Here is a 14,610-nt window from a genome sequence, read left to right as displayed (position 1 = left end):
AACCGCAGCTCATCGTTTGGCCGGAAACAGCAGTTCCTTATATTTTGACGAAAACGCCGGAAGCACTGAAGAGCATTGCCGACATTCTAACGGATGATCAGGTTTTGTTAGCTGGCGCCATTCGGATGGAAGAGCCCGGCGGCAGTGATGCGCCGCTTTACTACAATTCAATATATTCAATCGACGCCGAGGGAGAAATTACGGGAGCGGCCGACAAGGTCCATCTCGTTCCTTTTGGAGAATATGTACCGCTTGAGAACATTCTGCGCCGGTTTGGCATCAGCGAAGTCATCGAGCTTCCTGGCGGGTTCACGGCTGCGGCGACCCGCCGTTCGCTTGCCGTAAGCGACAAATTCACCGCTTTGCCCCTCATATGTTACGAAGCGATTTTTCCAGCTGAAATGTCCTATGAAGGACCCCGTGCCGACGCTATTGTCAACGTCACGAACGATGCCTGGTATGGAGACACTCCCGGTCCTTACCAGCATTTCCGGCAGGCTCAATTGCGCGCTGTGGAGCAGGGTTTGCCTCTTGTAAGGGCTGCCAACAACGGGCTCTCTGGTGTTGTAGATCCGTATGGCCGAATCATTGATGCATTGGCGCTCAACGCTGTTGGCGTGATCGATGTCGCTCTTCCGACGAAAGTGGAACTACCAATTCGTGCAGGTGCGCGCCATTTTCAATTCTGGATTGTAATTGGCATTGTTCTGGTTGTAACGCTGGCTTATTTTTTTCGCTATAGAGCGAGGGTTGATTAACATTTTAGACGTGGACCTATCGAATAAAGCCATATTTGGCCCGTTGATACATTGATGATAAAATTCGTTTTAAGCTTCATTTCATACGAATGAGATTTTTATGACTGATACTAATAAGAAGAGACCAAACCCAGTAGATGTACACGTGGGTGCACGCATTAGGTTGCGACGCAACATGATTGGATTGAGCCAAGAAAAACTTGGTGAAAGCCTTGGAATAACATTTCAGCAAATTCAGAAGTACGAAAAGGGGATGAACCGGGTCGGCGCCAGTCGCTTGCAGGCCATTGGCAATATTCTCAATGTACCCGTCACTTTTTTCTTCGACGACATGCCTGGACAATCCGACAAGCCCAAGGGGTTCGAGGAGGAAAGTGAGACCACCTATGTTGTCGGCTTCCTCAATAGTTCCGAGGGGATTCAGCTTGCCCGTGCATTTGCGAAAATCGGCGATGCCAAGATAAGGCGGAAAATTCTCGATCTTGTCCGTACATTGGGTCACGAAGAGGAATAATCGGCCGAAATGCGTGTTGGGAGACTAAAGTGCATCCCAGCGCTTTAGAAAAAAATTCTCAAACTGCCATTTGTTTAAAAACGAAAGCAATTGACTGATCCCCTCGACCTTGGCAAAGACTACGCTGCCCAATTCAGACTTTGCTGATTGAGCATTCGTTCGCTTTCAAGAGGGGTTCCCCGTGACACGCAGTTCTTATCTTTTTACCAGTGAGTCCGTATCTGAAGGTCATCCAGACAAGGTCTGTGACCGCATTTCCGATGAAATCGTAGACATGATCTACAAAGAGGCAAAGAAAACGGGTGTTGACCCGTGGACTGTGCGCATTGCTTGCGAAACGCTGGCAACCACCAACCGCGTCGTGATCGCCGGCGAAGTGCGTGTGCCTGACACATTGCTGAAGAAAGACAAGGACGGCGTCGTGCTGAAAGACGCCAAGGGACATCCGATCATCAATCCCTCGCGCTTTCGCGCCGCTGCCCGCCGCGCCATCCGCGATATCGGCTACGAGCAGGACGGTTTTAACTGGAAGACCGCAAAAATCGAAGTACTCCTGCATCCGCAATCAGCTGACATTGCGCAGGGCGTCGACAACGCTGCCGACCGCCAGGGTGAAGAAGGTGCTGGCGATCAAGGCATCATGTTCGGCTATGCCTGCCGCGAGACACCAGACCTGATGCCAGCTCCGATCTATTATTCCCACAAAATTCTGGAACTTCTGGCAAGCGCCCGCCACAAGGGCGAAGGCGAGGCTGGTAAGCTCGGACCGGATGCCAAGAGCCAGGTTACTGTGCGATATGTGGACGGGGTTGCAGCCGAAGCTACGCAGATCGTGCTTTCGACGCAGCATATGGATGCGAGCTGGGATTCCAAGAAGGTTCGCAAGGTCGTTGAGCCGTATATCCGCGAAGCGATGGGCGATCTGAAGATCGCGGACGATTGTGTCTGGTACATCAATCCTACCGGCAAGTTCGTTATCGGCGGGCCCGATGGGGATGCCGGTCTGACGGGCCGCAAAATCATCGTCGACACGTATGGTGGCGCCGCGCCCCATGGCGGTGGTGCATTCTCAGGCAAGGATACGACCAAGGTCGATCGTTCCGCCGCTTATGCTGCCCGCTATCTTGCCAAGAACGTCGTTGCTGCCGGGTTTGCCGATCGCTGCACGATCCAGCTCTCCTATGCAATTGGCGTTGCCCAGCCGCTATCGGTTTACGTTGATCTGCACGGAACCGGCAGTGTGAATGAGGATCAGGTGGAAGCCGCCCTGCGTAAGGTCATGGATCTTTCGCCATCTGGCATCCGCAAGCATCTCGACCTCAACAAGCCCATCTATGCCAAGACGTCCGCCTATGGCCATTTCGGTCGCAAACCCGGCCGCGACGGCTCTTTCTCCTGGGAGAAGACAGATCTGGCCAAGCAGTTGAAGTCCGCTCTGGCCGCTTGAGCGGCCATTGCAACCCTATGACAGAGGCACGGCGCGAGCGTTCAACGGAGGCCTTCTTCGGTAGAAGAAGCGGTAAAGCGCTGCGTCCTTTACAGCGCTCCATCCGCGACGAGCTCTTGCCACTGCTCAAGCTCGATATTGGTGCGCCGGCACCCGGCGATCTCCGCAGTTTGTTTTCTGCGGAGGTCGAAACGGTCCGCATGGAAATTGGCTTTGGCGGCGGCGAACACCTGTTGCACGAGGCGCGGCGTTGTCCGCAATCCGGTTTCATCGGTGTGGAGCCGTTCGTCAACAGCATGGCGAAACTCGTCGTCGATCTACATGATGATCCGATACGGAACATTCGGCTCTATGATGATGATGCAACACAGGTCCTCGACTGGTTGCCGGACAACTCCCTGGACGGCATTGATCTGTTCTATCCCGATCCATGGCCGAAGAAGAAGCACTGGAAACGCCGCTTCGTTAGCCAGAAGAATCTCGACCGTTTTGCCCGTGTACTGAAATCCGGAAGTCATTTCCGGTTTGCTTCCGACATCGACACTTATGTGAACTGGACACTGCAACATTGCCAAGCGCACGGACAATTTGAGTGGCAGGCGAAGACTTCCGCCGACTGGCATACGCCCTACGAAGCGTGGCCGGGCACTCGTTACGAACAGAAAGCCCATCGCGAAGGCCGCATGGGCGCTTACCTGACCTTTTCGCGCCTGTAGTCACGACCTAATATCAATCTGCGACGAGATCGCAGTTAGTTCGTCATTTCGCGTGACAGCTTCCTGACAGTTTCCTAGTATCATTTTAAGGATGAGGAGACCGCTGGGAGGCTGTCCGTACATTAAAGTTATCGAACCAGGGACTTTGGCATCTGCCATCCGGTTCTATGGGCTTTGGCATCTTCCCGTTTTCTTCAGTATCTATCAAAAACAGGCGGCCGCTATGGCCGTCATGGGAGGGATTTCCAGAATGCGTAGAATCTTGCTTGCCTGTGTGGCCGCCGGGGCGATGGTCCTTTCCGGTCAGGCCTTCGCCGCCGATTACAAAATCATGGCTCCAGCAGCGCCAGGGGGCGGTTGGGATCAGACCGCTCGCACCATCCAGAGCTCCCTGCAGGATGAGAAGATTTCCGGTAGCGTTCAGGTCGTGAATGTTCCCGGTGCTGGCGGTACTATTGGCTTGGCGCAATTCGCCAACTCGGCCAAGGGCGATCCATCGCAGCTCATGGTTGGCGGCTACGTCATGGTGGGCRCCATTCTGACCAACGCATCGCCTGTAACACTTGATCAGGTTACTCCGATCGCTCGCCTGACAGGTGAGTTCGAGGCTGTGGTTGTTCCGGCTGCGTCGCCGATCAAGACGATGGCTGAACTGGTCGAAAAGCTGAAGGCTGACCCAGGGGCGGTTTCCTGGGCCGGTGGCTCGGCCGGCGGCACTGATCAGATCACAGCTGGTCTAATTGCAAAGGCTGTTGGCGTCGATCCAACAAAGATCAATTACGTTGCCTTCTCCGGTGGCGGTGAAGCTTTGGCTGCACTCCTTGGCGGGCAGGTTACGGTCGGCATTTCCGGTTACGGCGAATTCGAATCGCAGATCAAGTCCGGCGCTCTGCGCATCATTGGCATTTCCAGCGATGCAAAGGTTGAAGGCATCGATGCGCCGACGTTCAAGGAGGGCGGTGTAGATGTCGCTATCCAGAATTGGCGTATGATCGCGGCCCCTCCCGGTATCACACCGGAACAGGAAGCGGCGATCAGTGCAGACGTTGAAAAACTGGCAAAGTCGAAAACCTGGCAGGAACAGCTTAAAGCCAAGGGCTGGGCTGACACCTACCTTGCCGGTGACGAGTTCAAGGCTCAGCTGAAAAAGGATACCGACGCAACAGCAGCTATCCTGAAAGATATTGGCCTCGTGAAATGACACAAGAGACACCGAGTTCCGAAGCGCGCCGCCCCGATCGGGCGGCGCTGGCGATTGCCGTTGGTATCGCAATTGTTGCTGMGATAATTGCCTATAGTACGGCCACCGCCGTTGGCGGCAGTGCGACACGCATCGGTCCGGCAGTTTTCCCTTACACGATTGCCGGCGGTCTTTTTATTCTTGCGATCTGGACCGCGTTTGAGGCTATGCGTGGTGATTTTCCCGAACGCGAGGAACAGCAGATCCAGCCTGTTGTATGGATCGTAGGCGGCCTCGTCGCCCAGATGTTGCTTTTACATATAACGGGCTTTGCCATTGCGACAGGATTGCTTTTCGCCGCTACCGCGCGCGGTTTCGGCAAGGGACCGCTCTGGATGACAGTTCCCGTCGGTATCGTTTTGTCATTTATAATCTGGGTCATTTTTGCCAAGGGACTGCAGTTGTCCCTGCCGGCTGGACCGCTTGAACGTCTTATTTGAGGACCGGCTATGGATAGTTTTACTCTACTGGCACATGGTTTTGCCGTCGCATTCCAGCCGTTCAATCTGCTTTATGCGCTCATTGGCGTAACATTGGGAACCGCCGTTGGCGTTCTGCCCGGCATCGGACCAGCCCTTACGGTCGCTTTGTTGCTGCCGGTTACATATAAACTCGATCCTGCAGGTTCGCTCATTATGTTTGCCGGTATCTATTATGGCGGCATGTATGGCGGGTCGACCACGTCGATTCTTTTGAACACGCCAGGGGAGAGCGCATCGATCGTCACTGCGCTCGAAGGCAACAAGATGGCCCGTGCAGGGCGAGGTGGCCCTGCCCTGGCGACGGCCGCGATCGGTTCCTTCGTGGCGGGGTTAATCGCGACCATGGCGCTGGCGCTGATTGCTCCTACCATTGTCAAATTTGCACTTTCCTTTGGCGAGGCCGAATATTTTGCCCTGATGATGTTGGCGTTCATGACGGTTTCGGCAGCTTTTGGCGATTCCACCTTGCGCGGATTGACCGCACTGTTCATTGGCCTCGCGCTTGGTTTGATAGGAGCCGATGGTCTGTCGGGACAGGTGCGCCTGGGCTTCGGCATCCCCGATCTAACCGATGGCGTCGAGATTACAACGCTTGCCGTTGCCCTGTTTGCGATTGGTGAAACATTGAGTGTCGCTGCATCGAAGAGCACCGGCGAAGGAAAAATCGAGCCCGTCAAAGGGTCAGTCTGGATGAACAGGGAAGATTGGTCACGCTCCTGGAAACCTTGGCTTCGGGGAACATTTATCGGTTTCCCGATAGGCGCGATGCCGGCGGGCGGTGCCGAGATCGGTACGTTCCTGTCTTATTCGGTAGAGAAGCAACTTTCGAAAAAGCCTGAAGAATTCGGCCACGGCGCCATTGAAGGTGTCGCCGGTCCTGAGGCTGCCAACAATGCATCGGCCGCAGGCACGCTTGTTCCCCTGCTGACACTTGGTCTTCCGACAAGCGCGACGGCCGCCATCATGCTGGCAGGATTTCAGCAGTTCGGTTTGCAACCTGGCCCGCTATTGTTTGCAACCAATCCGCAGCTGGTCTGGGGTTTGATCGCCAGCCTGCTCGTGGCCAATTTCATGTTGCTGGTTCTGAATTTGCCGCTGGTCGGATTATGGGTCCGGTTGCTATCGATCCCAAGGCATTGGCTTTATGCCGGTATCCTGGTCTTTGCGACACTCGGAACCATTGGCGCCAATCCCTCGACATTCGAGCTAGGCATGTTGCTGCTGTTTGGCCTGCTCGGCTATTTCCTGCGGCTTTTTGGCTATCCGATTGCGCCGGTTGTCGTGGGTCTCATTCTCGGACCCATGGCGGAGATACATTTCCGCCGCGCACTGCAGATCAGTCAGGGTGATTTCACCGTCTTTGTCGGCTCACCGATATCGGTGATACTGCTGTTACTTGCAGTATGCGCTGTTGTCGTCCCGCTTATCCTGCGGGCGCGAGGCAAGGGTAAAGTCCTGGCCGCCCTCGCTGCGAACGAGGATTGAGAGGGTTTGCTACGCCATCTACCGGAGATTAGCGCCGGTAGATGGATTTGAACTGTACTGGGTCGATACCAAGCGCACGAAGGTCAGACGCGACAGGCTGGTGGCCAAGTCGAGTAGCTTCGGCGACAGCAACCGCACTTCCGAACGCGCGGAAGAAGTTACCAATCTTCGAAAGCTGTTGAGTTTTGGACATTTTTTTCATCCTTTAGTCTATATTGCACTGCAACATAGATAGGATGAATGAGCTGATAAATTTAGGTCCAACAATGCAGGGCAGCCATGCGAAAACGCATGGCGAGATTGGCGTCTGCACACAACTCAGCAGAAAATCACCTCTGCGCTTGAAACTCGCGCACCATTTCGGTATATAAGCGTCATATTCTTGGTCGATAGAACAGGAGTGGGTCCAGACCGGTCCCGCTCTTTTTTGTTTCTTAAGGCCGAAACAGGGAAAATCTTTGCGTGACAGACGACGCTAATACGAAACAGAAAACGACCCCGATTGAGGGTGCGGAAGAGCGGATCATTACTGAAACGGGTATCGATGCCCGCGTTGCCGGTATCATTGATCCGGTGCTGCAGTCGATCGGGTTTCGGTTGGTACGCGCCCGGCTTTCCGGTCTCAACGGTTTGACGCTGCAAATCATGGCCGAGCGCCACGATGGCACGATGACCGTCGAGGATTGTGAACTCGTCAGTCGGACATTGTCACCGGTGCTCGATGTCGAGGATCCAATTGACCGCAACTATCATCTCGAAGTGTCCTCACCGGGTATTGACCGGCCATTGGTGCGCAAAGCAGATTTTACCAAATGGATCGGCCATATCGCCAAGATAGATACGTCAGCCGTTCACGAAGGGCGCAAAAAGTTTCGCGGCCGCATAGCCGAGGTTTCCATAGAAGGTGTCACGGTCGAGAGCGACCAGGCGAGTTATGGCGACAAACCAGTCGTGGAGGTCCCGTTCGAGCTGATTTCGGATGCACGGCTTGTCCTGACTGACGACCTCATTCGTGATGCGCTGCGCCGCGACAAGGATTTGCGCGAAGGCCGGATCCCGGAAGATACCACTGGCCAGGCAGACGAGGCGGAAGCTTCGACGGCCGGGCAGGAACAGGCAAAACAGGATTGATATTTCATACGCCCGCAGAAGCAATGCGGCGATGAACCCCAAGGGGAACTTCAAGGAGAAGAACATGGCAGTCAGTGCAAACAGGCTAGAACTTCTGCAGATCGCCGATGCGGTGGCGCGCGAGAAGTCGATTGACCGCGAGATCGTGATTGCGGCGATGGCCGATGCCATTCAGAAAGCCGCGCGCTCGCGTTATGGCCAGGAAACCAATATCCGGGCCGATATCAACGCCAAGACCGGTGAAATCAAGCTCCAGCGCCTGCTTGAGGTGGTTGACGATGTCGAAGATCCGGTCACCCAGATCAGCATGGAAGCTGCAAGGGATCGCAATCCGGATGCACAGCCCGGCGATTTCCTTGCCGACCAGCTGCCGCCGATGGATTTTGGCCGTATCGCTGCGCAATCTGCCAAGCAGGTCATCGTGCAGAAAGTGCGCGAAGCCGAGCGTGACCGCCAGTACGATGAATACAAGGATCGTGTCGGCGAAATCATCAACGGCAGTGTCAAGCGCGTTGAATATGGCAACGTGATCGTCGACCTCGGGCGTGGTGAAGCCATTGTCCGCCGCGACGAGCTGATCCCCCGCGAAACTTTCCGTTATGGCGATCGTGTTCGCGCTTATGTTTACGATGTGCGCAGAGAACAGCGAGGCCCGCAGATTTTCCTGAGCCGCACTCATCCGCAGTTCATGGCAAAGCTCTTCACCATGGAAGTGCCGGAAATTTATGATGGCATTATCGAGATCAAGTCGGTAGCCCGCGATCCGGGCTCACGCGCCAAGATCGCTGTCATCTCCCGGGATTCTTCGATCGACCCGGTCGGCGCCTGTGTTGGTATGCGCGGTTCGCGCGTCCAGGCGGTTGTCGGTGAGCTTCAGGGCGAAAAGATCGACATTATTCCATGGTCGCCTGAGCCCGCTTCGTTCATCGTCAATGCGCTGCAGCCGGCAGAAGTTTCCAAAGTTGTTCTCGATGAAGACGCCGAACGTATTGAAGTTGTGGTCCCGGATGACCAACTATCACTTGCAATCGGTCGTCGCGGGCAGAACGTGCGTCTCGCTTCGCAGTTGACCGGTTGGGACATCGATATTCTTACGGAGCAGGAAGAATCCGAGCGCCGCCAGAAGGAATTCGTCGAACGCTCAAACCTCTTCATGGAAGCGCTTGATGTCGACGAGATGGTCGGCCAGGTTCTTGCCTCCGAAGGTTTTGCCAGTGTCGAGGAAATCGCGTATGTGGATGCCGACGACATTTCCTCCATCGATGGTTTCGACGAGGATACGGCAACGGAAATTCAGCAGCGCGCCCAGGAATATCTTGGCCGTATTGAAGAGGAACGCGACGCCCGCCGGAAGGAACTGGGTGTTGCGGACGAGCTTCGTGACCTGCCAGGCATGACCAACGCTATTCTCGTTRCTGTCGGTGAAGATGGCGTCAAGACAATCGAGGACTTCGCTGGCTATGCGGTCGACGAACTGACCGGCTGGCGTGAACGCAAGGATGGTGAGACAATCAACTATCCGGGCATTCTGTCGTCGTTCGAAGTCAGCCGTGCCGACGCGGAACAGATGGTTCTTGCTGCACGCCTGAAAGCCGGATGGATCACGGAAGAGGATCTTGCTGCTGCCGAAGCTGAACCAACGGCAGAAGAAGAGGTCGCTGGCTGATTTCGAGCGATCCAGACGTGGAACCGGAAATGAACGACAGAACGTGCATTGTCACGCGGACAAGTGGTTCTGTCGATGACATGATCCGGTTTGTCGCTGGTCCCGATGGTACGGTTGTCGCTGACCTGAAGCGCAATCTTCCTGGCCGGGGCTGTTGGGTGAAAGCCCAGCGGCGCTACATTGATGAAGCGGTCAAGCGAAAACTTTTTCCGCGCGGATTGAAAAGCGGCATCACGGCTCCCGATAATTTGGGACAGACAGTGGACCAGATGCTTACAAAATCAGCGTTGGGCAGTTTTGGGTTGGCGCGAAAGGCCGGGGTTGTGGTAACAGGGGCCGCAAAAGTGGATATTGCGATCCGCAACGGCACCGCTGCACTCGTGCTTCATGCCTTTGAAGCAGCGGAAGATGGTGTCCGCAAACTTGACCAGGCCCGCCGTTCGGTTGTTTATGCGGGCGGACCTGAAATACCCGCCCTTTCATTGTTCGAAAGCAGTGAAATGGATTTGGCATTGGGTGGGGTAAATGTGATACATGCTGCCGTACTCAAGGGGAAGGCAGCTGCCGGGTTCATAAAACGAGCCTGGCTTCTACAGCATTTTCGCGATGGCCCCACGGATGTGGCCGACGCTAAAGCGGCGACTGTCGCGAAGGAAACGGAAACGGAATGAGCGATACAAAATCGACAGACGACAAGACGCTAGGCGTCAATAAGAAGACCCTGACCCTGAAGCGGCCTGGCGTTGAACAGAGCACCGTGCGTCAGAACTTCAGCCATGGGCGTACGAAGTCTGTTGTCGTTGAAACAAAGAAGCGCAAGTTCAGCCTCCCGGATCAGAAACCGGAGGTTGGACCTCCTGTTGCGGCGACTCCAGCGCCAACGCCGGCAGCTGCGCCCGCGCGCCCTGCACCCCAGCCGGCTGCACCGCAGCCAAGTGCTGCTGCTGCACCGGCGCCGCGTCCGGCGGTTCCGGCCGCGCCGGCACCAGCGCCCCAGACGAGTGCGCGTCCCGCTGCGCCAGCCCAGCAGCGCCCCGCCCAACAGCCGTATCGTCCTTCTGGTCAGCGCCCGAATGACCGTTCCGGTATGGTGCTTAATACACTGTCCACAGCCGAGCTCGAAGCGCGCCGCAAGGCGCTTGAAGGTTCCAAGGCCCGTGATGCGGAAGATCGCGCCAAGGCAGCCATCGAAGCCGCCCGCCGTGCTGAAGACGACGCACTGCGTGCTCAGGAACGCGAAGCTTCTGCCCGCCGACAGGCTGAGGAAGAAGAGCGCCTGCGCAAAGAGGCCGAGGCCAAGCAGCGTGCGGAAGAAGAATCCCGCAAGCGCCAGCCTGCCGAGTTGAAGACAGCCGATGACGCAACATTGAAAGCAGCGGCGCGCAAGCCGAATGCTGCTGAAGAAGACGACGATCGTCGTGGTCCTGCTGGTGCCCGCCGTGGCACCAGTGCTGCTCCGGCCAAGCCGGAAGTCCGGGCACCAAAAGTGGTCAAGGGCGAAGATGAACGCCGCCGCGGCAAGCTGACATTGGGCACCGCGCTCAATGATGAAAGCCGCAGCCGGTCGCTTTCCGCCATGCGCCGCCGCCAGGAGAAATTCAAGCGCGGCATGCAGCAGGAAACCCGCGAGAAGATCGCGCGTGAAGTTATTCTGCCGGAGACGATTACGATCCAGGAACTCGCCCAGCGTATGGCCGAGCGTTCCGTCGACGTCATCAAATTCCTGATGAAGGAAGGCCAGATGATGAAGCCGGGCGATCTGATCGACGCCGATACGGCTCAGTTGATTGCCGAAGAATTTGGCCACACGGTCCGCCGCGTTGCTGAATCCGACGTTGAGGAAGGTATCTTCAATGTGCAGGACGACACGGCATCCTTTGTGTCGCGTCCGCCGGTTGTCACCATCATGGGTCACGTCGACCACGGCAAGACCTCGCTGCTCGATGCGATCCGCAAGGCCAACGTCGTTTCCGGCGAAGCGGGCGGTATTACCCAGCACATTGGTGCCTATCAGGTTGAACAGAACGGCCAGAAGATCACGTTTATCGATACGCCGGGCCACGCAGCCTTCACGGCCATGCGTGCTCGCGGTGCGCAGGCAACCGATATCGCCATTCTGGTCGTTGCTGCCGATGATAGCGTCATGGCGCAGACGATCGAGTCGATCAACCATGCCAAGGCAGCGGGTGTTCCGATCATCGTTGCGATCAACAAGATCGACAAGCCGTCTGCTGATCCGCAGAAGGTTCGCAACGGTCTTTTGCAGCATGAAGTGTTCGTGGAATCCATGGGTGGTGAAACACTGGACGTGGAGGTTTCGGCCAAGACTGGTGCAGGCCTCGACAAGCTTTTGGAAACGATCCTGCTTCAGGCGGAAGTTCTCGACCTTAAAGCCGATCCTACCCGGACGGCTGAAGGTGTCGTGATCGAAGCCAAGCTGGATCGTGGCCGCGGTTCGGTTGCTACCGTTCTGGTTCAGAAGGGCACTCTCAGGCCGGGCGATATCATCGTCGCAGGCAGCGAGTGGGGCCGTGTTCGTGCATTGGTCAATGACCGCGGTGAAAATCTCAAGGATGCCGGACCTGCAATGCCGGTCGAGGTTCTTGGTCTAGGCGGACCGCCGCAGGCTGGTGATCGTTTTGCTGTCGTTGAAAGCGAAGCCAAGGCGCGTGAAATTTCCGAATACCGTACACGTCTCGCCCGTGAAAAGGCTGTGGCACGTCAAGCCGGTTCACGCGGTTCGCTTGAACAGATGATGAGCCAGTTGCAGGTAACCGGGCTGAAGGAATTTCCGCTTCTCATCAAGGGTGATGTGCAAGGCTCGATCGAAGCCATTGCCGGTGCTCTGGATAAGCTTGGAACCGACGAAGTACGCGCGCGAATTATCCACTCGGGTGCTGGCGGCATCACCGAGAGCGATATCGCCCTCGCGGAGGCCTCCAACGCAGCGATCATCGGCTTCAACGTGCGCGCCAATAAGCAGGCCCGTGATTTGGCCGAGCGTGAAGGCATCGAAATCCGCTACTACAACATCATTTACGACCTCGTTGATGATGTGAAGGCAGCGATGTCGGGTCTTCTTTCGCCAGAACGCCGCGAAACCTTCATCGGTAACGCGGAAATTCTGGAAGTCTTCAATATCACCAAGGTTGGCAAGGTCGCTGGCTGCCGTGTCACGGAAGGCAAGGTCGAACGTGGTGCGGGCGTCCGCCTTATCCGCGATAACGTCGTCATCCATGAAGGCAAGCTCAAGACGCTCAAGCGCTTCAAGGACGAAGTTACCGAAGTCCCGGCCGGCCAAGAATGCGGTATGGCGTTCGAGAATTACGACGATATGCGCGCAGGCGATACGATCGAAGCTTTCCGCGTCGAACATGTGACCCGCACGCTTTAAAGGCAGCGCCTCAATAGTTGATGACAGGATCGCCGGAATGAAAACCGGCGATCCATTGTTTATTGGCATAGGACATTCTTGGGATAAGATAAATTTATGGCTCGTTTTGCTACAGGATCAGGCCCTTCTCAACGTCAGTTGCGCGTCAGTGAGCAAGTGCGCCATGCGGTTTCTCAAGTGCTTACACGCGGCGATGTTCGTGATGACACGCTGGAAAATGCGGTGATTGCCATTTCGGAAGTGCGCATGTCACCAGATCTGAAAATCGCTACCTGCTTTGTATCTCCGGTTGGTGCCATCGACAGCGATGGCGTCATCAGCGCCCTTAACAAGAATGCCAAGTTCATTCGAGGCCGGGCCGCGGCTCATCTCAAGCAGATGAAATATATGCCGGAATTCCGGTTCCGCATTGACACCAGCTTTGACAATTACGCCAAGATTGACGCTCTGTTGCGCAAGCCGGAAGTCACCCGCGACCTCGTCGACGACGATGAGGATGACGATGGTGGTGAGCCTAATCCGGGCGACGTGCCAGGCCACGACGGCGACGGTAACGACTGAGATGTCACGGCAGCGCAAGAAAAAGGGCCGCCCGGTTTCCGGCTGGCTGATCTTCGACAAGCCTAAAGGCATGGGATCAACCGAGGCCGTCTCCAAGATCAAATGGTTGTTCAAGGCCGAGAAAGCTGGTCATGCGGGCACGCTGGACCCTCTGGCATCCGGCATGCTGCCGATCGCTTTGGGTGAGGCGACAAAGACGGTTCCCTACGTTATGGACGGAACAAAGATCTATCGCTTTGAAGTGACCTGGGGGGCTGAACGCTCCACGGATGATCTCGAGGGCGAGGTGACTGTGACGTCGGACTCGCGTCCGGACGAAGCGTCAATCAAAGCGTTGCTGCCGAAATACATCGGTGTCATCCAACAGACGCCGCCCAAATTCTCCGCCATCAAAATCGCCGGCGAACGAGCCTACGATCTCGCCCGCGGCGGCGAGGAGGTCGAGATACCCTCCCGCGAAGTGGAAATTGGCAGACTGGAACTGATCGAACAGGCCGATGCCGCGACGGCGATCTTCGAAGTCGAATGCGGGAAGGGCACGTACGTGCGCTCTCTCGCACGCGACATGGGCCGCGATCTTGGTTGCTATGGCCACATTTCCGACCTGCGCCGCATTGAGGTTGCACCGTTCGACGAGTCTGATTTCGTCACACTCGCGGAGCTGGAAGCTGCCCACCCACCTGTCCCGACGGAGGAGGAGGGTGAGGATCGATCTTATGAGCGGCTGGCCGAGCGCTTCTCGGTGATGGATGCTTTTCTTATCGATACGGGCGCAGCGTTGGAAAGCCTGCCGCAGGTTGCAGTCTCCGATGATCAGGCGCATCGTATTCGCATGGGCAATCCTGTGATACTGCGCGGGCGCGATGCACCTGTCGAAGCCGACGAAGCCTGCGTGACAGCCAAAGGTAAACTCTTGGCAATCGGTTTCATCGAACATGGCCAGTTCCAGCCAAAGCGCGTATTCACGGCCTGAAATGGCCGGAATCATTTGCGGCTGGTAATTTGTCACATTTTCGACTATACGGCCCGCAGCGACCAGCTTTTGCTATCGCTTTAACCGGCCCCCGCTGGACGACATCCCGGCCGTGGGCATCCTGTTTTCCTCTTCAAAAGAAAGGATATACGATGTCGATAACCGCTGAACGCAAGCAGGCAGTGATCACTGAATATGCAACGAAGCCAGGCGATACCGGTTCTCCGGAAGTCCAGGTTGCCG

14 protein-coding genes and 1 pseudogene are annotated in these 14,610 nt (G+C 56.2%); 14 read left to right on the top strand and 1 reads right to left on the bottom strand.

The features are described 5' to 3' along the window. The 7 genes from lnt to ACXJ5O_RS07035 all read left to right on the top strand — a co-directional run. Positions 1–758: apolipoprotein N-acyltransferase (gene lnt / locus ACXJ5O_RS07065; RefSeq protein ID WP_457299265.1), on the top strand; the 758-nt coding region annotated here is incomplete at its 5' end. Positions 759–858: 100 nt separating this feature from the next. Then, on the top strand, positions 859–1,272 hold the full coding sequence (locus tag ACXJ5O_RS07060; protein ID WP_112526604.1) for a helix-turn-helix domain-containing protein: 414 nt from the start codon (positions 859–861) through the stop codon (positions 1,270–1,272). A 181-nt stretch (positions 1,273–1,453) separates the two neighbouring features. Then, a complete protein-coding gene (metK, locus tag ACXJ5O_RS07055) occupies positions 1,454–2,719 on the top strand; it encodes a methionine adenosyltransferase (RefSeq protein WP_457299264.1) in 1,266 nt (421 codons plus the stop codon). A gap of 17 nt (positions 2,720–2,736) precedes the next feature. After that, positions 2,737–3,435, top strand: coding sequence for a tRNA (guanine(46)-N(7))-methyltransferase TrmB (gene trmB / locus ACXJ5O_RS07050; RefSeq protein WP_457299263.1), 699 nt, complete (start codon positions 2,737–2,739; stop codon positions 3,433–3,435). A gap of 250 nt (positions 3,436–3,685) precedes the next feature. Beyond that, the gene (locus tag ACXJ5O_RS07045) at positions 3,686–4,636 is read left to right on the top strand and encodes a Bug family tripartite tricarboxylate transporter substrate binding protein (protein ID WP_457299262.1); all 951 of its coding nucleotides are present in this window, start codon (positions 3,686–3,688) and stop codon (positions 4,634–4,636) included. Further along, positions 4,633–5,115, top strand: a complete 483-nt coding sequence (locus tag ACXJ5O_RS07040; RefSeq protein WP_457299261.1) for a tripartite tricarboxylate transporter TctB family protein — start codon at positions 4,633–4,635, stop codon at positions 5,113–5,115. Before ACXJ5O_RS07045 ends, ACXJ5O_RS07040 begins: the two co-directional genes overlap by 4 nt. Before the next feature lie 9 nt (positions 5,116–5,124). Then, positions 5,125–6,642: a tripartite tricarboxylate transporter permease gene (locus ACXJ5O_RS07035; RefSeq protein ID WP_224513198.1), complete on the top strand. Its 1,518-nt coding sequence runs from the start codon at positions 5,125–5,127 to the stop codon at positions 6,640–6,642. Between the two features lie 28 nt (positions 6,643–6,670). Here the strand turns inward: ACXJ5O_RS07035 and ACXJ5O_RS07030 are convergent, their stop codons facing one another. Further along, entirely contained in the window at positions 6,671–6,835 is a 165-nt protein-coding gene (locus ACXJ5O_RS07030) for a hypothetical protein (RefSeq protein WP_181872304.1), read from the bottom strand. A 269-nt stretch (positions 6,836–7,104) separates the two neighbouring features. On the opposite strand from ACXJ5O_RS07030, the gene rimP reads away from it, so the two are divergent. The 7 genes and pseudogenes from rimP to ACXJ5O_RS06995 form a co-directional block, all read left to right on the top strand. Beyond that, positions 7,105–7,773, top strand: coding sequence for a ribosome maturation factor RimP (gene rimP / locus ACXJ5O_RS07025; protein WP_457299260.1), 669 nt, complete (start codon positions 7,105–7,107; stop codon positions 7,771–7,773). 64 nt (positions 7,774–7,837) lie between these two features. Beyond that, complete coding sequence (gene nusA / locus ACXJ5O_RS07020) at positions 7,838–9,439, top strand: transcription termination factor NusA (RefSeq protein WP_457299259.1); 1,602 nt, start codon at positions 7,838–7,840, stop codon at positions 9,437–9,439. Positions 9,440–9,456: 17 nt separating this feature from the next. Beyond that, positions 9,457–10,110, top strand: coding sequence for an RNA-binding protein (locus tag ACXJ5O_RS07015; protein WP_457299258.1), 654 nt, complete (start codon positions 9,457–9,459; stop codon positions 10,108–10,110). Then, positions 10,107–12,833, top strand: a complete 2,727-nt coding sequence (gene infB, locus ACXJ5O_RS07010) for a translation initiation factor IF-2 (protein ID WP_457299257.1) — start codon at positions 10,107–10,109, stop codon at positions 12,831–12,833. Before ACXJ5O_RS07015 ends, infB begins: the two co-directional genes overlap by 4 nt. A 96-nt stretch (positions 12,834–12,929) precedes the next feature. Further along, entirely contained in the window at positions 12,930–13,394 is a 465-nt protein-coding gene (gene rbfA, locus ACXJ5O_RS07005) for a 30S ribosome-binding factor RbfA (RefSeq protein WP_457299256.1), read from the top strand. 1 nt (position 13,395) lies between these two features. After that, positions 13,396–14,367 (top strand): tRNA pseudouridine(55) synthase TruB, encoded by a 972-nt coding sequence (truB, locus tag ACXJ5O_RS07000; RefSeq protein WP_457299266.1) that lies wholly within the window; start codon positions 13,396–13,398, stop codon positions 14,365–14,367. 74 nt (positions 14,368–14,441) lie between these two features. Continuing rightward, positions 14,442–14,610 (top strand): annotated as a pseudogene (locus ACXJ5O_RS06995) (30S ribosomal protein S15); the annotation flags it as partial.

Source organism: Phyllobacterium sp. P5_D12, from assembly GCF_054049495.1.
The sequence above is the reverse complement of the archived record's forward strand: the minus strand, read 5'-3'. Positions and strand labels throughout refer to the sequence as shown.